Source organism: Cognatundibacterium crateris (assembly GCF_010078235.1).
GTDB classification, from domain to species: Bacteria; Pseudomonadota; Gammaproteobacteria; order Burkholderiales; family Burkholderiaceae_D; genus Undibacterium; species Undibacterium crateris.
This window is the reverse complement of sequence record NZ_JAABOS010000005.1, coordinates 12,196-34,122: the sequence shown is the minus strand read 5'-3', so window position 1 is coordinate 34,122 and position 21,927 is coordinate 12,196. Positions and strand designations below refer to the sequence as shown.

Annotated in this window: 18 protein-coding genes; 5 read left to right on the top strand and 13 right to left on the bottom strand. The window is 52.2% G+C overall.

The genetic code is table 11. The features are described from left to right. Window positions 1-220: 220 nt before the first annotated feature. From EYB48_RS10830 to EYB48_RS10815, 4 genes are read right to left on the bottom strand one after another with little or no spacing between them, the layout of a single operon-like run. Window positions 221-1,669 (bottom strand): sigma-54-dependent transcriptional regulator, encoded by a 1,449-nt coding sequence (locus EYB48_RS10830; protein WP_162020366.1) that lies wholly within the window; start codon window positions 1,667-1,669, stop codon window positions 221-223. A gap of 5 nt (window positions 1,670-1,674) precedes the next feature. Continuing rightward, window positions 1,675-3,444, bottom strand: a complete 1,770-nt coding sequence (locus EYB48_RS10825; protein WP_162020365.1) for a sensor histidine kinase — start codon at window positions 3,442-3,444, stop codon at window positions 1,675-1,677. Window positions 3,445-3,452: 8 nt separating this feature from the next. After that, window positions 3,453-3,722, bottom strand: coding sequence for a PP0621 family protein (locus tag EYB48_RS10820; RefSeq protein WP_162020364.1), 270 nt, complete (start codon window positions 3,720-3,722; stop codon window positions 3,453-3,455). Beyond that, the gene (locus tag EYB48_RS10815; protein WP_162020363.1) at window positions 3,719-4,528 is read right to left on the bottom strand and encodes a cytochrome C assembly family protein; all 810 of its coding nucleotides are present in this window, start codon (window positions 4,526-4,528) and stop codon (window positions 3,719-3,721) included. The genes EYB48_RS10820 and EYB48_RS10815 overlap by 4 nt, the downstream gene beginning before the upstream one ends. Window positions 4,529-4,802: 274 nt before the next feature. On the opposite strand from EYB48_RS10815, the gene EYB48_RS10810 reads away from it, so the two are divergent. After that, window positions 4,803-6,965, top strand: coding sequence for a S46 family peptidase (locus tag EYB48_RS10810; protein ID WP_162020362.1), 2,163 nt, complete (start codon window positions 4,803-4,805; stop codon window positions 6,963-6,965). 183 nt (window positions 6,966-7,148) lie between these two features. Continuing rightward, window positions 7,149-8,060 carry a DUF5694 domain-containing protein gene (locus tag EYB48_RS10805; protein WP_162020361.1) on the top strand — a complete coding sequence of 304 codons (912 nt, stop codon included), beginning with the start codon at window positions 7,149-7,151 and terminating at the stop codon, window positions 8,058-8,060. Between the two features lie 13 nt (window positions 8,061-8,073). On the opposite strand, the gene EYB48_RS10800 is transcribed toward EYB48_RS10805, so the two are convergent. From EYB48_RS10800 to EYB48_RS10775, 6 genes are all read right to left on the bottom strand, one after another. Continuing rightward, on the bottom strand, window positions 8,074-9,414 hold the full coding sequence (locus tag EYB48_RS10800; protein ID WP_328823361.1) for a sigma-54-dependent transcriptional regulator: 1,341 nt from the start codon (window positions 9,412-9,414) through the stop codon (window positions 8,074-8,076). Continuing rightward, complete coding sequence (locus tag EYB48_RS10795; protein ID WP_162020360.1) at window positions 9,411-11,243, bottom strand: sensor histidine kinase; 1,833 nt, start codon at window positions 11,241-11,243, stop codon at window positions 9,411-9,413. The genes EYB48_RS10800 and EYB48_RS10795 overlap by 4 nt, the downstream gene beginning before the upstream one ends. Window positions 11,244-11,302: 59 nt before the next feature. Then, complete coding sequence (locus tag EYB48_RS10790) at window positions 11,303-12,103, bottom strand: ABC transporter ATP-binding protein (protein ID WP_162020359.1); 801 nt, start codon at window positions 12,101-12,103, stop codon at window positions 11,303-11,305. A gap of 1 nt (window position 12,104) precedes the next feature. Next, window positions 12,105-12,923, bottom strand: coding sequence for an ABC transporter permease (locus EYB48_RS10785; RefSeq protein WP_162020358.1), 819 nt, complete (start codon window positions 12,921-12,923; stop codon window positions 12,105-12,107). 71 nt (window positions 12,924-12,994) lie between these two features. Further along, complete coding sequence (locus tag EYB48_RS10780; protein WP_162020357.1) at window positions 12,995-13,966, bottom strand: ABC transporter substrate-binding protein; 972 nt, start codon at window positions 13,964-13,966, stop codon at window positions 12,995-12,997. Between the two features lie 185 nt (window positions 13,967-14,151). After that, window positions 14,152-15,300: an ABC transporter substrate-binding protein gene (locus EYB48_RS10775; protein ID WP_162020356.1), complete on the bottom strand. Its 1,149-nt coding sequence runs from the start codon at window positions 15,298-15,300 to the stop codon at window positions 14,152-14,154. A gap of 549 nt (window positions 15,301-15,849) precedes the next feature. Between EYB48_RS10775 and ffh the strand changes: the two genes are divergently transcribed. Together ffh and EYB48_RS10765 are read left to right on the top strand one after the other, a co-directional pair. Next, window positions 15,850-17,217: a signal recognition particle protein gene (ffh, locus tag EYB48_RS10770; protein WP_162020355.1), complete on the top strand. Its 1,368-nt coding sequence runs from the start codon at window positions 15,850-15,852 to the stop codon at window positions 17,215-17,217. A 245-nt stretch (window positions 17,218-17,462) separates the two neighbouring features. Continuing rightward, window positions 17,463-17,816, top strand: a complete 354-nt coding sequence (locus EYB48_RS10765; protein WP_162020354.1) for an SWIB/MDM2 domain-containing protein — start codon at window positions 17,463-17,465, stop codon at window positions 17,814-17,816. 157 nt (window positions 17,817-17,973) lie between these two features. Here the strand turns inward: EYB48_RS10765 and EYB48_RS10760 are convergent, their stop codons facing one another. The 3 genes from EYB48_RS10760 to EYB48_RS10750 form a co-directional block, all read right to left on the bottom strand. Further along, window positions 17,974-18,651: a hypothetical protein gene (locus tag EYB48_RS10760; RefSeq protein ID WP_162020353.1), complete on the bottom strand. Its 678-nt coding sequence runs from the start codon at window positions 18,649-18,651 to the stop codon at window positions 17,974-17,976. A gap of 34 nt (window positions 18,652-18,685) precedes the next feature. Next, window positions 18,686-19,246 (bottom strand): lytic transglycosylase domain-containing protein, encoded by a 561-nt coding sequence (locus EYB48_RS10755; RefSeq protein WP_230403700.1) that lies wholly within the window; start codon window positions 19,244-19,246, stop codon window positions 18,686-18,688. Between the two features lie 154 nt (window positions 19,247-19,400). Next, window positions 19,401-21,128 (bottom strand): proline--tRNA ligase, encoded by a 1,728-nt coding sequence (locus EYB48_RS10750; protein ID WP_162020352.1) that lies wholly within the window; start codon window positions 21,126-21,128, stop codon window positions 19,401-19,403. Window positions 21,129-21,353: 225 nt separating this feature from the next. Between EYB48_RS10750 and EYB48_RS10745 the strand changes: the two genes are divergently transcribed. Continuing rightward, the gene (locus EYB48_RS10745; RefSeq protein WP_230403669.1) at window positions 21,354-21,923 is read left to right on the top strand and encodes an RNA pyrophosphohydrolase; all 570 of its coding nucleotides are present in this window, start codon (window positions 21,354-21,356) and stop codon (window positions 21,921-21,923) included. Window positions 21,924-21,927: the final 4 nt, after the last annotated feature.

Here is a 21,927-nt window from a genome sequence, read left to right as displayed (position 1 = left end):
CACACTGCGGCAGTAGCAAGCGCTTTCTGATTGAAAAAATATTTATTTTTTTGATGAAAATTTCCCTTAGGGAATTGACTTTCTAAGGTTCACAGAAAATGCCGCCCGACAGTGCAAGTAAGCACTAACCGAAAGCCGTTTCCGGCCAGCACAGCAGCAGTCAGGGACTTGACGAAGCCCATAAGCATGCATTTATTCCAGGACAGGCAGAGTTGCGAGCTTATTGTATTTTCAGCTTTTGAATCTGATAACGTAACTGACGGAAGCTGACACCCAGCAGCTCAGCCGCCTGCGTCCGGTTCTGATAGGTTTGCTGCAAGGCGCGCCGTATCATTTCGCGTTCCACCTGCTCCAGGAAGTCAGGCAGCGAACAAGGCAAGCTGGGCAAAGTCAACTCCAGCGCCCCTTCCGCTATCGCTGCAGGTGCAGTTGCAGCACCATAATCGGCAGCGACGGCTGCACTAGTGGTAAGTGCAGCGGCAGGCAGACCATGCGTATCAATGCGGGTGCCACGTAACATCAGATCACCAGGCTCGATACAACCATCATTGGCAAATGCCAGTGCCCGCTCCAGTATGTTTTCCAGCTCACGCACATTGCCGGGAAAATCATATTGCAACAAAGCTTGCAGTGCGGCCGGTGCCAGACTGACTGACGTCTGCGCCAGCTTAGTCAGCATACCTTGTGCCAGTTCCGGTATATCTTCCAAACGCTGGCGCAGTGGCGGCAAATGCAGTTCAATCACATTCAGACGGTAATACAAATCCTGACGGAAGCGTCCTTCTTCCACGCAACGCGCCAGATTCTGATGGGTGGCGCTGATAATCCTGACATCGACAGATTCTTCCGTCGTGGCACCGATTTTACGGATACGGCGCTCCTGAATAGCCCGCAATAATTTGACCTGCATCGCGAGCGGCAAATCGGCCACCTCATCCAGCATCAGAGTGCCGCCATTGGCGGCCTGAAAAAAACCATCCCTGTCGTCCACCGCACCGGTAAACGCCCCTTTGCGATAGCCAAAAAACTCGGCTTCCATCAGGTTTTCCGGAATTGCACCGCAGTTCACCGCAACAAATGCCTGTGCGGCACGCGCGCTGGTCTTGTGAATTTCACGTGCAGCCAGTTCTTTACCGCTGCCGGATTCACCGGTAATAATCACCGGCGCCATACTGCGCGCCAGTCTTTCGATCTGGCTGCGTACCATCTGCATACCGGCAGAACTGCCGATCAGGAAGGACGGCGCACGCAGGCTGGCTTCCGGATCACGACTGACCGGTGCCGCCGCCACTTCATGCATTTCCAGCGCAGAACGCACCAGTTTGCGCAAATGATCAAGCGCAACCGGCTTGGATACGTAATCAAAGGCGCCCGCCTTGAGCGCGATCACCGCGTTGTCTGCACTGCCGAAAGCAGTAATCACTGCAATCGGCGTGTTTTTATCGCTGGCACTCAATTCCTCCACCAGTTCCATACCCGAGCCATCGGGCAGTCGCATATCGGTCAACACCAGCGAATAGGTATTTTTCTGCAGATAACTGCGTGCCACGCCCAGACTCTCTGCACTGTCGACATCGAGTCCCATTTTAATCAGGGTAATCTCAAGTAATTCGCGCAGATGGGCTTCGTCATCGACGACTAGAATTTTTGGGCAGCTGCTTGTGTTCATCACTATTACACCGACAATCCTGAGAAATTAATCACAAAGCGCCCGCTAGGCTCAAGCTGTTCACCCAGGCTCTCATCGACCCGATACTCATAATCGAGCAAGGAACGGTTATTCAGACACAGTTCACGCGCCATGTACAGACCCAGACCGGTTCCCATGCGCGATGTTGTATAAAACGGTTCGAACAAGTGTGCCCTGACATCATAGCTGATCGCCGGACCATCATCCTGGATATGCAATTCCTGACGGCCATTGGCGCTGGTCATGGCATGCAGCCGGATACTGCCGGGCTTACCACTGGCATAACGCACTGCATTTGACAGCAGATTGGTCAGCACTTCAAACAAATGTCCGGGATCAAAACTGACCTGAAAATCCACCTCATCGCTGATCAGGATGAGCTCAGGATCAATGCTGCGGGTTTCACTGAAATCCTGCACACACTCACGCACGACGCGCATCAGAGGATAAGCTGCGACATCGGTTCTCGCTTTGCGCGACAGCTTGAGTATATCTTCAATCAATTGATTCAAACGCGCGACATTATCATCGACGATACGAAGCAAACGCCGCGCCTGTGGATTTTCAGGCAGTAACTGGCTTAGATCCTCATTCAATAATGAAGCTGCATACGAAATGGAAGATAAGGGATTCCTGACTTCATGCGCAATACTGGCGGTTAATCGCCCCATCGAAGCCAGCTTCAGTTGCTGCGCCTGATTTTCTATATCCGAGACATCCTGCATGAACACGATGGTATAGCGCCGGTCCAGCGCCTGTTGTGTGGAAAGAGGTAACAAATAACTATCATCAACCAGAATAAAACGCAGCTTGAGATGGGTCACGAAATGCGGACGTTCAGCACGCAGCCCGAAACTGCTGACCTCAAAGCCAGATTTCAAACCACTGCGCCCCTCATCCTGATAGCAGGGAATCGACACAAAGGAAATATCATCCTCCGGATTCCGTCCCAGCTCACTGATGCTGCGCTGACGCATATCAGCCAAGGTCTCTGCCATCGGCCTGAGTGCAACGATATTGGCCAGTTTAATGCCCAGCATCTCCTTGCTCAGATTACCACCCAGCATGCGCTCTGCGGCTGGATTAATTTCAAACACACGGCCGGAATGATCCAGCACCAGGATGCCATCTCCCATATCCGCAATCACCAGCCGGTTAATCGCCTGCTGCATCGCTAACTCATTACCGCGCTGGGTCGCGAGCTGTTCCTGGCGGATCAAATTATTGGCCAGCCGGCTCACCACATAAATCACAGCAAAATAAGATGCCCCGAACAAGCCGGCCTGCGACACCAGATTGCCATCATTCAGCTCCAGCGCGCGGTACACTCCTTCCACCAACAGAAACAGACTGACAATGGAGCAAAAAAAGAAGGCCCAGATCAATGGCGACAGGATAGCCACGCCAGCCAGCGGAAACATAAAAAGGATGCTGAGTCCGCCGCGCCCGCCGCCCGAGCCCAGATACAGCAAGGAAATGACGAGCAGATCAACAAAAATCTGCAATAGCAACTGTGCAACGAAGTGCCGTTGATGAAAAAAACGGATCAGCGCAAAACTAATGCTGGCAAACAGATAGGCAAAACAAATGTCTTTTGCAAACAACTGACTGAAGACCCAGATATCCTTGGTACTGCGCAGATTCAGCAATAGCAGTAAGCAGGCTGCGATGACAATGCGCGAGATATTGAAGGTCTGCAGCGAACGCCAGAATGAAGGCGAAGGATCAGAAAACCCGGGGAGAGGAGCCTGCATCGTGCTGCTTAATGTGTATGCTGATCGGCATGCGCCGCGCTGCAGAAGTGCAGTTCGCCACGCAGCACCGCTTCAGAAACAGGTACATACAACTGACAATGCGCGCAACTGACCATATCCTCTGCCTCTCTTACCGCATGACCGGGAGCTGCCGATGGCGCAGACGATGGCGCTGCCTCAGGCGGCGTCTGAAATGTCCGGGACTGCATATCACGTGCTTTCTTCTTTAACGCCAGAATCACCAGCACGCCCAGCAGCAGCCACAAAATAATTCTCATACCAGACTCCGGTGCAACAGCACTTCAAGCACAAAACGACTGCCCACATAGGCCAGCAACAAAACCAGAAAACCAGACAGCGTGAAACTAAGCACAGTTTTTCCACGCCAGCCACGCCAGTGACGCCCCATTAACAGGATGCCGAACAAAGCCCAGGAAAATAAAGACAAGACCGTTTTATGATCCCATTTAAACGCGACGCCCAATACCTGCTCAGAAAAAACGATACCGGAAAACACCGTCAATGTCAGCAATACAAAGCCAATGGTGATCAGCCGGAATAAGACTTTTTCCATTGTCAGCAAAGCGGGTAACTGATCCAGCAATTGCGTCAGCCAGGGGCTGACCGGCTGCGCACGTAGTTTGTGCAGATGCTTATCCTGCAAACTCATGATCGCGGCATGGAAAGCAGCAATGGTCAGCGTACTATAGGCCAGCAGCGCAATGGCTACATGCCAGGGAAACATCTGGGTTTTCCCGTACAGCGGAATCAGGCTGCCCGGGAACAAGGCGGTCAGACTGACCGCAACAATGGCTGGCGGCAGCAACAGTATTTTTAAACCGCCTAAAGCAAAGCTGCGGTTTTCCAGCACATAGGCACTGACTGTCATCCACAGCGCTGCCGACAACATCACTGCGAAGCCGACGCGCAAGGCCTCGCCCGCAAATACATGGCTGTACAAGGAGATCGCCTGCAGCAGCCAGGCAACAGACGTGAGCGCTGCAGCAGCGCGCACTTGTCGTAATGGCAGCAGGAGCGCAGCCAGATACAGGGCTGCAGACAGGAAAGGTAAATAGATTTGCATCAGCTAAGTTTACACTATCTGCAACTGCTTTTTTTGATTTCCACCAATAGCGCAAGGCTATGCACAGATGACGGACTCAAGCTCAGGATGAAAATAAAATTATTAAAAAGATAAATTCGAGGTTAGTGAAATTCAATGCTGAATAAAATTTCCCGCATTTTCAGGTTTTTTTGAACTTTTTCAACGGAATTCACACTAAACTGCGCGCCTTCCGGCTTACCGGATTGCCCCAAGGGACAGAAATTTTATTTCACACTTTCAGATAAATACAAAGATGAAAAAGACACTTCTTACGCTGGCTGTGCTCAGCACTGCTTCCGTCGCCTATGCCGACGAAGGTATGTGGATGCCACAACAATTGCCGCAAGTTGCGAAACAGCTCAAGGCGGCTGGTCTGCAACTCGATCCGAAAAACCTGACCAAACTGACTGAGTTCCCTATGGGTGCCATCGTCAGCCTGGGCGGTTGCTCGGCTTCTTTCGTCTCACCGCAGGGTCTGGTTGCGACCAACCATCACTGCGTATATGGCAGCGTTGCTTACAACTCCAAACCAGGCCGTGATTTGCTGGCTAATGGTTTCCTGGCCAATACCCTGGAAGAAGAATTGCCGGCGCAGCCAGGTTCACGTATCTTCGTGACCAAAGAAGTCAATAATGTCACCGACAAAATCATCGACAAAGACACCGCCAAACTGACTGGCAAAAAACGCGTCGATGCGATCGAAAAGAATTCCAAAGCACTGGTTTCCGCCTGTGAAAAAGACGAAGGTCATCGTTGCAACGTCTACCCTTACTACGGTGGACTTGAGTTCTACATGATCAAACAGATGGAAATCCGCGACGTCCGTCTGGTCCATGCACCGGCGGAAGGCGTAGGCAAATTCGGTGGCGATACCGATAACTGGATGTGGCCACGTCACACCGGTGACTACGGCTTCTACCGCGCCTATGTGAGCAAAGACGGCAAAGCCGCTGACTACAGCAAGGATAACGTTCCTTACGTTCCTAAGCACTTCCTGAAAATGGCGAAAGACGGCCTGAAAGAAGGCGATTTCGTGATGGTACTGGGCTACCCTGGCCGCACTAACCGTCACCGTCTGCCTTCCGAAGTGGCTTACACTTTTGACTGGAACTATCCGGCATTCGTTAAATCCTCCGGCGAAACACTGGCGATCATCGCTAAGGAAACCGCGGGCAATGATGATGCGCGCCTCAAGTATGCAAGTCAGGTTGCTGGCATCAATAATTACTACAAAAACCGTCAGGGTATGCTCGACAGCTATGCTGGCAGCGACTTCCTGGCACGTAAAACCAAGGAACACGAAGAGCTGAAAGCCTGGGTCAACAGCAATCCGGAACGTGCCAAACAGTTTGGCGAAGATCTGGTTCAGGTTGAAAAACTGATCGCAACACGCGATGCGCAAAGCAAACAGGAATTCTATCTGGGCAGCTCCTTCCCACGCCTGTTAGGCACAGCGCGCACGCTGTACCGTCTGGCTAACGAACGTGTCAAACCGGATGCGGAACGTAAAGCAGGTTTCCAGGAACGTGATCTGCCACGCTTCAAAGCTGGTGTAGAAAGCCTGGAACGCAGTTATGTGGAAAGCGTAGACAAAGCACTGGTAATCAATAACCTGAAAAAATATGCAGCGCAAGCTAAAGCGGAACGCAATGCAGATTTTGATGCAGCGATCGGTATCAGCGATAACATGTCTGAAGCAGATCTGAAGGCATTGCTGGATAAGATCTATGCAGGCAGCAAACTGGCTGACAAAGCAGCACGCAGCGCATGGCTGACAGCAAAACCAGCAGACTTCAAAACCAGCGATGACAGCTTCATCAAAGCAGCAGTCGCTATGTATGATGGCTTTATGAAACGCGAAGCTGAAGATGAAGAACTGGCCGGCAAAATCCAGCAAGCCTATGCCAACTACATGAAAGCAAAAATCGCTTACATGACCAGCAAAGGCCAGGCTGTCTATCCGGATGCAAACAGCACCCTGCGCGTCACCTTCGGTAAAGTTGCTGGCCGCGATCACGGCACCGCCGATGGTCTGGCATGGTCTGCCTTCACGACTGTCAACGGTATCCCACCGAAGGCTACTGGTAAAGGCGAGTTCAATGCACCAGCTGCACAACTGGCTGCAATCAAAGCCAAAGACTTTGGTAAATATGTCGATCCTCACCTGAAAGCGGTACCACTGGCTTATCTGGCGACACTCGACATCACTGGTGGTAACTCAGGCTCCGCTGCACTGAATGCCAAAGGTGAATTTATCGGTCTGGCCTTCGACGGCACACTGGACTCCATCATCTCTGACTGGGACTTCAATAAAGCCAAAACCCGCTCTATTCAAGTTGATCTGCGCTACATGCTGTGGCAAATGAAACATGTGGATAAAGCAGACAAACTGATCAAGGAAATGGGCGCGGAATAATCACGCCAGCTCCAGTCTGATCCTGAAAGCCCCCGTTATACACGGGGGCTTTTTTTATCTGTTTTTTGCATTCCATTCCTAAGAATAATCATTTCATCGCAAAAACATTGCTTCTTAAACATGCAAATCTCATCATAAACGTAGTTGCAAGCCAAACAAACCCTCTATTGATTAAAGGTAAACATGTTGTTGAAGATACGCGCCCTTTCCTCCCGTCTGCTGCAAGCCGGACTGCTGGTGAGCTGGGCAGTCAGCGCCACTGCCTGTCAGGCTGCAGAAAGCGGTCTGTTAAGACAGCGCAGCGTCAGCGAACGTCCGCAGATCATGCTGATCGGGACCTCACATTTCGCCAATTACGGACGCGATGTCGTCAATATCGAATCACCCGATGTGCTGTCCGCACAGCGCCAGCAGGAAATCGAACAGCTATGCGCAGCTCTGAGTGCATTCCGTCCGACAAAAATCGCGGTAGAGATAGATGCACGCGCTCAGGAAAAACTGCAGCAACGCTTCCTCGCTTACCGCGACCAGGCTGCTGCACTGAATAAAAATGAGGTACAACAGTTGGGCTTCCGTCTGGCGGCCAGACTCGGCCACCAGACAGTGTATGCGGTCGACTGGAATGACATGCCCCCCGCTGAATTGCATCACTACGATTACGAAAGCTGGGCTGTGCAGCACAGGATGCAAGAACGCCTGCAAGCGATGCGCGATACCAGTCAGGCCAAAGCCGAAGGGCTGTGGATGACGCAACACAGCGTCGCGGATTGGCTAGTGAAATTCAATACGCCACAAGAGATCGCCCACAGTCAGCGCCAGTATTTCGACTACGCCATGCTGGGTGATCAGAACGCCAGCCCGGGAGCGAACTGGCTGGGTCACTGGTATGCACGCAATGTGAGAATTTTCGCCAATCTGGTGCGGCTGGCAGATCAGCCACAAGAGCGCTTATTGGTGATTTACGGTGCCGGACATGTGTCCTTGCTGCGCCAGTTCATACAACAATCCGGCGCCATGACGGACATCGATCCGCTGCCCTATTTACAGCAAGCGCAACAAGCGCTCATTAGCGCCACGATGCAGTCATCGCGCTAATCGGCCAACGGTTTCAGGGCAAGGCAATCTGGAATTTTTTCAGTTTGTCATACAGCGTCTTTTTCGGAATACCTAAGGCCTCTGCAGCGGCGGCAACCTGAAACTGGTACTTTTGCAGCGCCTCGGAAATCAGCGAAATCTCCATCAGCTCCAGTTGACGTGGCAAGCTGTCTGGCGCGGCATTGGCTGGCAATGAAGACGAGCCGTCCGGCACACTTCCGCCAGTATCAACTAAACCCAACACCAGCTGATCTGAAAAATTGCGCAATTCGCGTACATTACCAGGCCAGTCTTTTTGCTGCCACAACTGTATCTGCGCTGGCGTCCAGTCCGGCACAGGACGCGCAAAACGTTGCGCCGATAATTGTACAAAGTGGGCTAGCAACAAAGGTATATCCTCGCGCCTGTCCTGCAAACGTGGCAGGGCAAGCTGGACTATCGCGAGCCGGAAATACAAATCTTCCCGAAATTGATTTTGCGCGGCCAGCGCCAGCAAATCGGACTTAGTGGCCGCAATGATGCGGCAATCGAGATCGATCAGCGCGTTACCGCCCAGCCGCTCCAGCTTACGTTCCTGCAGCACGCGCAGCAGCTTCACTTGCAAAGCCAGCGGCATGCTTTCTATTTCATCCAGAAATACCGTACCGCCATTTGCATACTCCAGCTTACCGATGCGACGCTTTTGCGCGCCGGTAAAGGCACCGGCTTCGTGTCCGAAAATTTCGCTCTCAAACACTGACTCAGGCAAGGCACCGCAATTGATGGCGACAAACTCCCCTGTCCTGCCGCTGGCCAGATGCAACTGACGTGCCACCACTTCCTTGCCGGTACCGGTGGCGCCATGTATCAGTACATCCGCCTGGGTCGGCCCGATATGCCGGATAAACTGACGCAGTTTTTCTATGCCTGGGCTTTGCCCTATCAGTTCCGGCGTGGCCGGGTGACGTGCCAGGGTCTGACGCAGCTGACGGTTTTCCAGCACCAGGCGGCGCTTTTCCTGAGCCCGGCTGCAGGTTTCGCTGAGGCGCTCAGCGGAAAATGGCTTCTCAATAAAGTCGTAGGCACCGCAACGCATGGCGGATACTGCCATGCGCACATCGCCATGCCCGGTGATCAGTATCACGGGTAAATCCTTGTCCAATGCGCTGATTTTTTCCAGTCCTTCCAGTCCGGACATGCCTGGCAAACGCACATCACTGACCACGATGCCTTCATAGTCGGCATGAATGTGCGGCAGAGCCTGTTCCAGCGCGGCATAGGCGCTGACTTCAAAGCCACCGAGCTCCAGACTTTGCGTGGTCGCCAGCCGGACCGCCTGCTCATCTTCTATCAATATGACACGTGCCACAGTCACTCTGTTTCCTTTCTATCCTGTCCGGAAGCCGCGTTCAGCAGCGGCAGGCGTACTGTAAAACAAGCACCACCGGCAGCGCGGTTTTCAGCCTGCAGCGTGCCATTCATAGCCTGCACTATCGATGAAGAAATCGCCAGTCCTAAACCCAGTCCCTGGCCGCTGGGCTTGGTCGTGAAGAAGGGCTCAAATAAATGTGCGATCACTGCATCCGGCAAACCGGCACCACTGTCTGAAATTTGTATCCAGACTTGCCCAGCCTGTTCGCTAACCCGTATTTCTATCCATAAGCGCGGCTGTTGTTCGACTGCATCCATCGCATTCCTGAGCAAGTTCACGATGACTTGCTCGAGACGTATATTGTCGCCTAAGACTTGCAAGGATTCAGGCAAATGCAGCTCCAGCTGCAAGCCCAGTCTGTGCAAGTCGTTTTGCAATAAAGCGACGGCAGCATGCACCGATTGCGTGACATTGACTGCCCGTAGCTGATCACCGCTCTTGCGCGCGAATCCCTTGAGCTGGGCGATGATGATACCCATGCGCTCGCTGGCACTGCTGATGTGGTGCAGATTGGCGCTGACCTGTTCAAGCTTACCGCGCTGCAGATATACATCCGCATTATCGGCAAAAGCCCGTATCGCCGTCAGCGGCTGATTCAACTCATGTGTGATACCGGCTGCCATCTGACCCAGCATAGCCAGTTTGCCAGTCTGTACCATCTCGTTTTGAGTAGAGCGCAGCACCTGTTCTGTCTGCTGCAATTTGCAGAATTGCGCCTCCCAGTCTGCATTCGCCTGGGTCAGGTCGCGGGTACGCTGGGCGATACGCTGTTCCAGCTGCGCGGCCGCCTGTTGCAAAGCCTGCTGAGCCACTATCCGCTCCTGCAAACGTTGCTGACGCTGATCCCAGGCGGCAGCGATAGTCGCCAGCACCAGCAACAACAGCAAGGCGATGGCCGCGCTTTCCAGCCCAGCCGTATTCACTTTAGCTTCATCGGGAAATAGCATCAATTGCCAGCCCAGACGTCCAATCGGACGCGTCAGGTATTCGCCGTAGCCGTTTTGTTCTTTTTTTGACAGTGCAGAAATGGCATGGATGGTTTTTCCCGAATACTGCAGCGTCGCCTGGATATCGCGCTGCACTTCAGCATCGAGCGGACGCAGGCTGCGATACTGCCAGACTTCGCGGTTACTCAGAAATACCACGCCATGGCGGTCGCTGAGTGCGATCGGATCTTCGCTGCTGCGCCAGGCTTTTTCAAATTCATGCAGGCTGATTTTGACCGCCAGCACACCCACAGGCTCGCTGCTGCCACGTTGCCCGGGTGAGGCAAACACTGGTTGAGAAATAAAATAGCCGGGGATATTCGTGGTGTTACCGATCGCGTAGAAATGGCCAGCCCCATTACGCCTTTGCATCACATCCTGGAAGTAGGGACGAAAACTGAAGTTCTGACCTATGTAACTTTGCGGCTGATCCCAGTTACTCGCCGCAATCGTATTGCCCTGGGCATCCATCAGATAGATGGCGGCAATCTTGGCCTGTTGCTGTATCGTCTGCAAATCCTGATTGAGTGCGCGTATTCCGTCCTGATTCTCAGGATGCGCCAATACCTGCGCCACCTGCGGCAGATAAGACAAGGTGTAGGGCAGGGTTTCATGCCGCTCCAACACCGCCTCCAGATCCAGTGCGATCATCTGCAACTGACGCTCACCACTCTGCCGCAGATCTTTTCTGGCCTGGTAGCTGGAGAACAGATAGGTCGCAAAAATACTGACCACGGCGAGCGTGGCAAGTAACAGCATGGCAATCTGGCGTTTATAGGAATTCATGCTCTGTAGCGCAGGGGCAAAGACCGTATTATTTCCGACTTTGCCCCTGCGCGGCCAGCTTAATCCACTGCGGCCATTTTTAATTCATCATTGTGATGACGCTGCTGCTCTTCCATCACCAGTTGCCCCAGCTCGCGCTTGAGCTGATTGAATTCCGCCGATGAAGGATCACGTAAACGCGGCATTTCGATCAGCAAGTCTTTTTTCACGGTTCCCGGACGATAAGTCATCACGACAATCCGGTCCGCCAGATAAATCGCTTCTTCTATGCTATGCGTAACGAAGATGATGGTCTTTTTCAGTTCTGCCCAGATACGTAATAATTCATCCTGCAGATTGCGTCTGGTCAGCGCATCGAGCGCGCCGAAAGGCTCATCCATCAACATGATAGGTGAGTCCAGCGCCAGCACGCGCGCAATCGCTACCCGCTGGCGCATACCGCCGGACAGATCCTTAGGAAAACGCTGACGGAAATCCGACAAGCCCAGCATACCCAATAACTTACTGACGCGGGCTGCGATATCAGCTTTGGACATGCCTTTGATTTCCAGACCAAACGCAATGTTCTGTTCTACCGTCATCCACGGGAACAGCGCATATTCCTGAAACACCATGCCACGATCCGGCCCCGGCTGGGTCACGGCTTTACCGTTGGCGATCAATTCTCCCGATGTTGGCAGCGAGAAGCCAGCGATAGCGTTAAGCAAAGTCGATTTGCCACAACCGGAAGGCCCCAGCAGACAGACAAACTGCCCTTCCGGAATCTCCAGCTGGATATCGCGCAAGGCGACGACTTCTTTATCGCCGGTGCGGAAAATTTTGTTGACGCCCTTAACTTGAATTTGTGCAGTGTTTGTCATCTCAGTTCTCCAATCCACGGTGCCAGCGCAACAAGTGGTTATTCAGTTTATTCATCGCCAGATCGATCGCCAGACCTAAAAATCCTATGCTGAACATACCGGCAATAATTTTGTCCGACCAGAAGTACTCACGCGCTTCCAGAATGCGGAAACCCAGACCATTATTCACCGCGATCATTTCCGATACGATCACCACGATAAAAGCGGTACCGATACCGATACGCACACCGGACAAAATATAGGGCACAGCCGCTGGCAGCATCACACGTAAGAACATGGTTGTCTGGCTGGCACCCAGATTGCGTGCAGCACGGATATAGATACCATCCACATGCCTGACCCCGGCGATGGTATTCATCAGTACCGGGAAAAACGCACCGATAGAAATCAGGAAAACCGCCGGAGGATTGCCCAGTCCAAACCACAAAATAGAAAGCGGGATGTAGGCGATCGGTGGAATCGGACGCAACACCTGTATCAGTGGATTCATCCATGCATACACACGCTGGCTGGAACCCATTGCCAGTCCCAGCGGCAAGGCCAGTCCGGCGCCGATCAGAAAACCAACCACGACGCGATACATACTGCCTAAAGTATCGCGGATCAGCTCACCAGAAAAAATCCAGGCCAGACGACTCATGCTGGCCGGATCATAGGCTTCCAGCGGGCTCGCATACTCTATCCATTTTTTAACGACTGCCAACGGTGACGGCAATACCTGCGGGTTGACCCAGCCATTACTGGTCACCCATTGCCAGAGTGCGATCAGAACGACGGGCACAATCAGCCCTGCGCCAATTTCACGCCATTTGCTATTCATAGAAATTCCTTGAAAATTTTATCCGGCAGGTCAGCTTTGTTTCAGGCTGACCTGCTCAGTATGAAGACGGATTATTTGATACCCAGTGATTTCTTTGCCTGCTCCAGCAAATCAGTCTTGACCCAGTCTTTAGCGACTGGTGGCTTTGCCATTTTGCCTATGCCATATTTTTGCATCAGATCGGTAGTGATCTGTATATGTTCAGGCGTCACATCATAGCTGTAAGGCGAATTACTGATTGCATCAGCAAAGTCATCGTGCGTGATCTGGCCTTTGAACATATTTTCACGTACATATTTTTCGGCGATTTCAGGCTTGTCGATGAAAGTCTTGGTGGCTTCCACAAAGCAGCGCATGAATTTTTCGGCGACCGGACGACGTTCTTTATAGAACTTTTCTGTCATCACCATAGTACGTATTGGCTCGCCTATCGGTGTGTCATAGGGCTTGATGATTTCATTACCAAAGCCCTTATTGATCGCCTGTGAAGAATACGGCTCGGACTGCATGATGGCGTCGATATTTTTGCCGAGCAGTGCCTGATTCAGATCGGGAAAGCCCAGATAAATAATCTGTACATCTTTGCCCGGCTGATCCGAATAACTCAGTCCATTCTGTGCCAGCTCGGCAGCCAGCAGAATTTCCTGAATGCCACCGCGCGTGACGCCGACTTTCTTACCCTTCAGGTCCTTCACCGTCTTAATGCCCAACTCAGTGCGCCCAACCAGACGCGCACCGCCTTTGGCAAAGCCAGCCACCAGATACAGCGGTGTACCGCTGGCACGACCGGAAATCGCAGCTTCCGAAGAAACGGCACCGACATCGAGTTCACCGGCGATCACAGCCTGCATCGCATCCAGACCTTTGGCAAACACGCGTTCTTCCACTTTGAGGCCACACTTAGGTGCGATTTCCTTGATATAGGACACCGCGCCATAGTGCGCAAATTTCAGATTACCCAGCCGCACAACCTCCTGCGCAGCGGCACTGCCAGCCAGCGTGACCGATAATAAACCTGCCAGGCACATCGCTTTTTTCAACATACTGATCTCCTTGATGTTTTTTATATGTATTCCTAATACTGCAAAGACTGTGCCAATTTTCCACCCGCTACTAAGTCCTTGATTTTTCAAGCATGAACCAGTTTGAACAAGTACTCAAAGTGGAAAATCGTCGGGATAACCGGATTTTACACCCCGGGTGCGTGCGGAAAACCAGCCTGAGCGTATCAGCGTATGAAGTGTTTATCACGCCCGATCAGGGTCAGCTCTACAAATTCACTGCCAGTGTGATCTTTGTCACTGTACTGTATCAGGATGCCACCCAGATCATGCTTTTTTATACCTTCCAATGCGCGTATTAAGCCGTCACGGGTCAGACCACGTCCTGCTCTGCGCAAGCCTTCCACCATCAGCTTGGCAGAGACATAGCCTTCCATTGCTGCATAAGACTCCGGCAATTTGTACTCTTTGGCGGCCTGCTTAAACTCTTGCCCCAAAGCGGTAGTGATGGAAAATGGCGCCGGCATAATCTGCGAAACGATAATACCCGGAGCATTGTTACCCAGGCTGTCGATGAAGGACTGTGACGCATTATTGGATAAGGTCATGATCTGCATGGCATTCCCGGCTTTACGCAAACCGTTAATAATTTCAGCAGTAGTCACCGCAGAGCCAATCACAATCAGGGCTTTGGCATTCGAATTGTGTAGTGTCTGTATTACCTTAGGCACATCCGGTTTGGCCCTGTCATAGCTAAGAACCGCACTGGGTTTCAAGCCCTGCTTTTGCATGGTCTCCTGAAATCCAGTCAAACCATCTTTACCAAAGGTATCGTCGACATGGGCCAGTGCAATATCCTTCAGTCCGGTCATGGAAAAATGTTCAATCGCTTTTTTCACTTCGGTCTGATACATGGCCCTTACATTGAACAGGTAATGGTTCACAGGCTGGTGAAATATGGCAGCACCGGTACTTGGCGCAATCAGCGGAATTTTATTCTCCGCCAGCAGTGGCAGTATGGCCTGGGTGTGTGGTGTGCCACGACTTTGGAACAATGCAAACACGCGTTCTTTACGTATCAGTTGCTCCGCATTTTTCCCCGCATTGACCGGATCGAACTGATCATCCAGCGTGATCAGTTCTATCTTACGGCCATGTACACCGCCACCCGCATTGGTTTTGGCAAAATAGGCATTAGCACCGGCCATCATTTCCTTGACTGGCCCCGCGATCTGTCCGCTGACGCCTACGGTTTGCCCCAACAGTATCTGACTGTCGCTGACGCCGTCCTCTGCCAGCGCACTAAATGGCAGTAACATGGCTGAGGCAGCCAGTAAACCGGCGACCTGGCGGCGGCGGCTGGAAAATACGTTCATTATGTCTCCTTAATAATCTGATGCAGATGCTATGCATCTGCCTTTTTGTTTGCTCCCCGGATCAGCACTAGACATGCCGCCCCGGATAAACTCGCTGCCTATAGCCTCAAACAGTCAGTCTGCTGGCTAAACATCCACCCTGATGCTCAATGTCATTCCGAAAAATGAGAATTCCACCCAACTCAGGTCGGGCTTTCCGGATAAAGCAGCTTCGCAGGGCTTAAGTTTGTTTTCGCTGCTCAGCCTAAGTAAATAACTCATCAGCGGAACAGCTTGGCGGCACATCATACCTTGCAAAAATTACCGCAATGCAACTTGGACTGTAATTTGCAGCAAATTGTTCCATAAGCGCTGCGCGCCAGCTTGAGCCGGCACAGCTACAGCAAAGGAAAAGCTGCTCAGTATCAGTGCAGTATTCAGGTTTTCCACGGAACACAGATCGCGATCAGGTAAAATGCGGGATGATTTGGCGACTTCAGTGCCTGCATTGCAGTTTTGCCCATACTTTTTACTTAATTGTGTTTTTTTCAAAGAACTGAACTCTGCGCTATGCTCGATAATCTCACCCAACGCCTCGCCAAAGTCGTCAAGACTATGCGCGGCGAAGCCCGACTGACAGAATCCAACACCGCCGACATGCTGCGTGAAGTGCGCATGGCTTTATTGGAAGCCGACGTAGCGCTGCCTGCAGTGCGCGAACTGATCGCAAGGGTCAAAGAAAAAGCCATGGGTGAAGAAGTGATTTCTTCCCTGACACCGGGCCAGGCACTGGTTGGCGTAGTACAAAAAGAACTGGCCATCCTGATGGGCGCTGATCTGGGTGAAGATGCGTCTCAACTCAGCTTTGCCTGCCAGCCACCGGCAATTATCCTGATGGCGGGCCTGCAAGGTGCCGGTAAAACCACGACTGTCGGTAAGCTGGCCAAATACCTGCGTGAACAAAAGAAGAAAAAAGTATTAACCGTTTCTGCCGACGTATACCGTCCGGCTGCGATCGGTCAGTTACAAACCGTGACTGAACAGGTGGGTGCTGACTTTTTCCCATCCACACCCGACCAGAAGCCGGTTGATATCGCGCTGGCGGCGCTGGATTACGCGAAAAAACATTATCACGATGTACTGATCGTTGATACCGCTGGTCGTCTGGGTATCGATGAAGCGATGATGAAAGAGATCGCGGAGGTGCATGCTGCAGTCCGCCCTATCGAAACCCTGTTCGTGGTCGATGCAATGCTGGGTCAGGATGCGGTCAATACGGCCAAGGCCTTTAATGATGCCTTACCGCTCACTGGCGTGGTGCTGACCAAACTCGATGGTGATGCACGCGGCGGTGCTGCCTTATCAGTACGCCATATCACCGGCAAACCGATTAAATTTGTAGGTGTCGCTGAAAAACTGGATGGTCTGGAATCCTTCGATGCGACTCGCATGGCCAACCGTGTGCTGGGTATGGGTGACATTCTGGCCTTGGTCGAATCGGCACAAAAAGGCATGGACGTCGCCGCTGCACAAAACCTTGCACATAAAATCAAGGATGGCGGTAAGTTCGACATGAACGACTTCAAGATGCAGATTTCCCAGATGCGCAATATGGGCGGTCTGTCGAATCTGATGGATAAACTGCCTGCCCAGTTACAACAAGCCGCCAGCGGTGCCAATATGGATCAGGCTGAGAAATCGGTACGCCGTATGGAAGGTATTATCAATTCCATGACGGCGCTGGAGCGTGCCAAGCCGGAGTTGATCAAAGCCTCACGCAAACGCCGTATCGCGGCAGGCGCCGGCGTACAGATCCAGGAAGTGAATCGCATGCTGGCGCAGTTTGAACAAATGCAGAGCATGATGAAAAAACTGCGCGGTGGTGGCATGATGAAAATGCTGCGTAGTATGAAGGGAATGATGCCGGGACGCCGTTAATTCGCATTCCGGAATTCAGTCAAAAAACAGGTCGGATCAGAGGAGAAATCACGCTGATCCGGCTTTTTTTTGCCCAGAAATCCAACGAAGCGTAAATTCCTGCATTTTTTCACAAAAAACTAGTAAAAAAGACTTGCATCACTATAAAAACCACACCACTATTAGCGATGCGTGAAGTGACGCAATGCAGGAGCTTTTCAAAACGATCAAAGCTCCATCCAAGAAATTTGTGAAGGAGGCTATTTATGGCAACAGCACCAAAGAAATCTACAGCAGCAAAACCAGCAGCAGCAGCCAAAAAGCCTGCAGCGGCACCTAAGAAAGCAGCAGCAAAACCAGCTGCAGAACGCAAGCCTAACGCCGCGTTCATGAAGCCTATGACGATTTCCCCAACACTGGCAGCAGTTATCGGTGCAGCACCAATTCCACGTACTGAAGTCACGAAAAAAGTTTGGGAATACATCAAAAAGCACAATCTGCAAGACGCAGAAAACAAACGCAACATCAATGCAGACGACAAACTGAAAGCCGTTTTCGGTGGCAAGAAACAAGTCTCCATGTTCGAAATGACTAAACTCATTTCCGGTCATCTGTCCTGATTCGTCAGAGCAGTGCCCAAGTGCGTTGGGAAGCTGAATGGGAGTCATGATCCCATCCCAAACAAAAATGCCCGCATCGCGCGGGCATTTTTGTTTTCAGGCGGTCAGACTGAAATTCAATTCTCACCCAAAGAATATCGCAGCGACGAATCTGACTTCAGAGATTCCCGCAACTCATAGGAATAGTCGGCATCTCATTGCCCAATAACTCGCCGGGCTTTCTGTGCATGATGCAGTAGGTACCAAACGGTGTGATAATTTTTGACACCGGGCGACCATCCCCCATGATATGCACCTCATGTTTCACACCTTCGTGATTCACCGTCCCTGAACGTGCGATCTGATCTGCAAATTTGGCGAAAGCCGATTTCTCTGCCGCCGTTAACACCCGGTCACGTGCTTCAAACTCTTTTTTCAATCCTGAAAACAGGCTGCGCACATCGCGCTTGAGTTCAGTACTAGCTGGTGCGGGTATAGCGGAGGCGGCCGAATTAGCTGATTCAACCGCTGCAGCATGTTCCTGCTCAGACTGTAGCTGCTCTTTTTTTGGTGTTTGAGTTGAGCTTGAGACCTGAGACGGCGCGCTGACAGTGCGCTGGCGCGTACGCTCCGGGTTGCGTTGGGCACTAGTGCTTGCGTTTGCCTCCAATGCTGGTTCAGACAATGGCAGTGTCTGCCGGATCGCTGGCGACAACAGCATGAAGTGCATAGCACTCGCCTGTTGCGAGTTAGCTGGCGCGTGAAACGCAGGCCAGTACCACAGTATCAGCAAATGAAAGACCGCAACCAAAGGCAGTATCAGCCAGGGCCGCGCAGGATATTGGTAGCGATGCAAGCGATACTCCCAGACCGAGGGAGTAACGCGGACCTTAACGTGGCGGCGTGTATTCCCAGTTTTTCCAGTTAGCTAACACGGCGTTCGGATATTCAGGCTTGCCCCGACTGCCGTTATAGCGACCTAAAGCGAGATACAAATCCCCCTTTTCCATATCGATATACATACGCAGGATAGAACAGCCATAGCGCAGATTGGTCTGCATCTGAAACAGCTTCTTCGCATCGCCATCGCCGATCACACGTGACCAGAACGGCATCACCTGCATATAACCGCGCGCCCCAACCACAGAGGTTGCATATTTGCGGAATGCCGATTCCACCTGCATCAGGCCCATTACCAGCGCCGGGTCCAGCCCTGCGCGTTTGGACTCGTACCATATCGTTTCGAGCAATTCTATCCGGCTCTGGTAATCGGGAATACGCCGCTTCAGACGTACTGACATCTCACCCAGCCAGTGCAGATATCTGATACGTTCGTCAATATTATTGAAACTGGGCTTGGGTGGACGCGGATCAGAGATAGCCTTGGACAAGGCCAGGCGTACGGAATCAGCCATCGCCTCTTCCTTCTGATTGCCGGCCCACGCAGGCATCGCGCCTAAGGTCGCGGACAGGAAAAATCCTGCCGCCAGACGACAGCAGGTTTTCACGGAAATTCGGCTTATTGAAAGAGGAACAGCAATCCGGGACATACTGCGAACAATGTTCAGCACAGACAGTAACGGGCAGGCTGGCCTGCCCGCTCTGTTACGCGGCAAGCTTAGCCTGTACAAAAGCCAGCATCTCAGCCACCGGAACGATAGTCGCTTCTGCATCGCGACGGCCTACGTATTCCAGCTTGCCATCTTTCAGACCACGGTCACCGATCACGACACGATGCGGCACACCGATCAGCTCCCAGTCAGCGAACATCGCACCCGGACGCTCACCACGATCATCCAGAATCACGTCAATACCGGCTTCCAGCATTGCCTGATACAGCTTCTCAGTCTCAGCCTTGACCGCTTCGCTACGATCCATGCCCATAGGGCAGATCACGACTTCAAATGGCGCAATCGAAGTTGGCCAGATGATGCCTTTGTCGTCAAAATTCTGTTCTATTGCCGCGCCCAGAATACGGGTCACGCCTATGCCGTAGCACCCCATTTGTAACAGTTGTGGTTTGCCGTTTTCATCCAGGAAGGTCGCCTTCATGTCTTCAGAATAGCGAGTGCCAAGCTGGAATACGTGGCCGACTTCGATGCCACGCTGGATCGCCAGTACGCCTTTGCCGTCCGGAGAAGGATCGCCATCAACCACATTACGCAAATCCGCCACCACTGGCTCAGGCAAATCACGGCCCCAGTTTGCGCCGGTGAAGTGGAAATCCGCTTCGTTCGCACCGCAGACGAAATCTGCCATATTCGCCACAGTGCGGTCTGCCACGACCTTGACAGGTTTCAGGGTATTAATCGGTCCGAGATAACCAGGCTTGGTACCAAACCACTCCACGATTTCCGCTTCGGTCGCAAAGCGATAGGTCGCCAGGCCAGGTACTTTGCTGGTTTTCACTTCATTCAGTTCATGATCGCCACGTAACAGCAGCAGCCAGACTTGCTTGTCTTCTTCTTTGTCTGCATCGACGGTCAGAACGATAGACTTGACCGTGTTTTGCAAAGGAATGGACAACAAGGCAGCCACGTCTTCGCATTTTGCCTTACCCGGTGTCGCGGTCTTGACCAGCGCTGCCTGTGCGGCAGGACGTGTCGTCACCAATGGCAATGCCTCAGCCGCTTCCATATTGGCAGCGTAGTCGGAAGTCGGGCAGTAAACCAGTGCATCTTCACCGGTTTCCGCGATCACATGGAACTCGTGGGAGCCGGAACCGCCAATCGCACCGTTATCGGCTGCGACCGCGCGGAACTGCAAGCCAAAGCGCTGGAAAATACGGGTGTAGGCATCGTACATGACCTGGTAAGACTGCTTGAGGCCTTCGACATTGCGATCAAAAGAGTAGGCATCTTTCATGGTGAATTCACGACCACGCATCAGACCGAAACGCGGACGACGCTCATCACGGAATTTAGTCTGGATGTGATAAAAATTCACTGGCAACTGGCGGTAGGAGCGGATCTCAGTGCGCACTACGTCTGTGATGGCTTCTTCAGACGTTGGCTGGATGATGAAGTCACGACCATGGCGGTCTTTGACGCGCATCAGTTCCGGGCCCATTTTGTCCCAGCGGCCAGTCTCCTGCCACAATTCTGCAGGCTGCACTACTGGCATCAGCATCTCTATCGCACCCGCGCGGTTCATCTCTTCACGGATAATGTTTTCCACTTTACGGATAATGCGCAGCCCCATCGGCATGTAGTTATAGATGCCGGAACCCAGACGCTTGATCATGCCGGCGCGCATCATCAGTTTGTGGCTGACGATCTCAGCGTCTGCCGGTGCTTCTTTGAGTGTGGAAATAAAAAATCGGGTAGCTCGCATGACAGTGATTCTTTTTAAATGGAAGGTTATAATCAACTCAATTTTAAAGGATTAGCTGGCTAATGCGCCCACTCTTTGCATATTTGATGAAGGAAACCGCGTTTTGTTCGCCAGACTTGATGCTGCCCGCAGCAAAATGGGCACACTTTTCGACGTAAACACCGATTTCAGAACCAGGAAATTGCAAGACCGAGCGGTTAGCCACAGAAAGTTTTGAGGTTAACTATGCTAGACCGTGAAGGCTTCCGCCCTAACGTAGGCATAATTTTGCTGAACGCCAACAATCAAGTCTGGTGGGGAAAGCGTGTGCGCGAGCACTCCTGGCAGTTCCCTCAGGGCGGGATCAAGTATGGTGAGTCTCCTGAACAAGCTATGTTTCGCGAGCTGGAAGAAGAAACAGGATTGTTGCCTGAGCACGTCAAAATTATAGGCCGCACCCGTGACTGGTTACGCTATGAAGTACCGGATCACTTCATCAAACGTGAAATCCGTGGGCATTATCGCGGGCAAAAACAAATCTGGTTTTTGCTGCGCATGGTGGGTCGCGATTGCGACGTCAACCTGCGCGCATCCAATCACCCGGAATTTGATGCCTGGCGCTGGCATGAATACTGGGTTCCGCTGGATGTGGTGATTGAATTCAAACGCGGCGTGTACCAGCTTGCACTGCAAGAGTTATCGCGTTTCATCCACAGACAGGACCACCCCGGAGCGCAACGTAACCGGCGCAATCAGCATAAAGCAGCCGCAAAAATCCCGGCCCCGCAGACCGATGAGTCTGAACAAACGAAATAAAACC

Coding starts and splice junctions, on each gene's coding strand:
- EYB48_RS10755 (WP_230403700.1), bottom strand. CDS start 19,246: ATGCCTGCGTGGGCCGGCAATCAGAAGGAAGAGGCGATGGCTGATTCC.
- EYB48_RS10820 (WP_162020364.1), bottom strand. CDS start 3,722: ATGAGAATTATTTTGTGGCTGCTGCTGGGCGTGCTGGTGATTCTGGCG.
- EYB48_RS10830 (WP_162020366.1), bottom strand. CDS start 1,669: ATGAACACAAGCAGCTGCCCAAAAATTCTAGTCGTCGATGACGAAGCC.
- EYB48_RS10785 (WP_162020358.1), bottom strand. CDS start 12,923: ATGAATAGCAAATGGCGTGAAATTGGCGCAGGGCTGATTGTGCCCGTC.
- EYB48_RS10825 (WP_162020365.1), bottom strand. CDS start 3,444: ATGCAGGCTCCTCTCCCCGGGTTTTCTGATCCTTCGCCTTCATTCTGG.
- EYB48_RS10780 (WP_162020357.1), bottom strand. CDS start 13,966: ATGTTGAAAAAAGCGATGTGCCTGGCAGGTTTATTATCGGTCACGCTG.
- EYB48_RS10815 (WP_162020363.1), bottom strand. CDS start 4,528: ATGCAAATCTATTTACCTTTCCTGTCTGCAGCCCTGTATCTGGCTGCG.
- EYB48_RS10810 (WP_162020362.1), top strand. CDS start 4,803: ATGAAAAAGACACTTCTTACGCTGGCTGTGCTCAGCACTGCTTCCGTC.
- EYB48_RS10775 (WP_162020356.1), bottom strand. CDS start 15,300: ATGAACGTATTTTCCAGCCGCCGCCGCCAGGTCGCCGGTTTACTGGCT.
- EYB48_RS10790 (WP_162020359.1), bottom strand. CDS start 12,103: ATGACAAACACTGCACAAATTCAAGTTAAGGGCGTCAACAAAATTTTC.
- EYB48_RS10805 (WP_162020361.1), top strand. CDS start 7,149: ATGTTGTTGAAGATACGCGCCCTTTCCTCCCGTCTGCTGCAAGCCGGA.
- EYB48_RS10795 (WP_162020360.1), bottom strand. CDS start 11,243: ATGAATTCCTATAAACGCCAGATTGCCATGCTGTTACTTGCCACGCTC.
- ffh (WP_162020355.1), top strand. CDS start 15,850: ATGCTCGATAATCTCACCCAACGCCTCGCCAAAGTCGTCAAGACTATG.
- EYB48_RS10745 (WP_230403669.1), top strand. CDS start 21,354: ATGCTAGACCGTGAAGGCTTCCGCCCTAACGTAGGCATAATTTTGCTG.
- EYB48_RS10765 (WP_162020354.1), top strand. CDS start 17,463: ATGGCAACAGCACCAAAGAAATCTACAGCAGCAAAACCAGCAGCAGCA.
- EYB48_RS10750 (WP_162020352.1), bottom strand. CDS start 21,128: ATGCGAGCTACCCGATTTTTTATTTCCACACTCAAAGAAGCACCGGCA.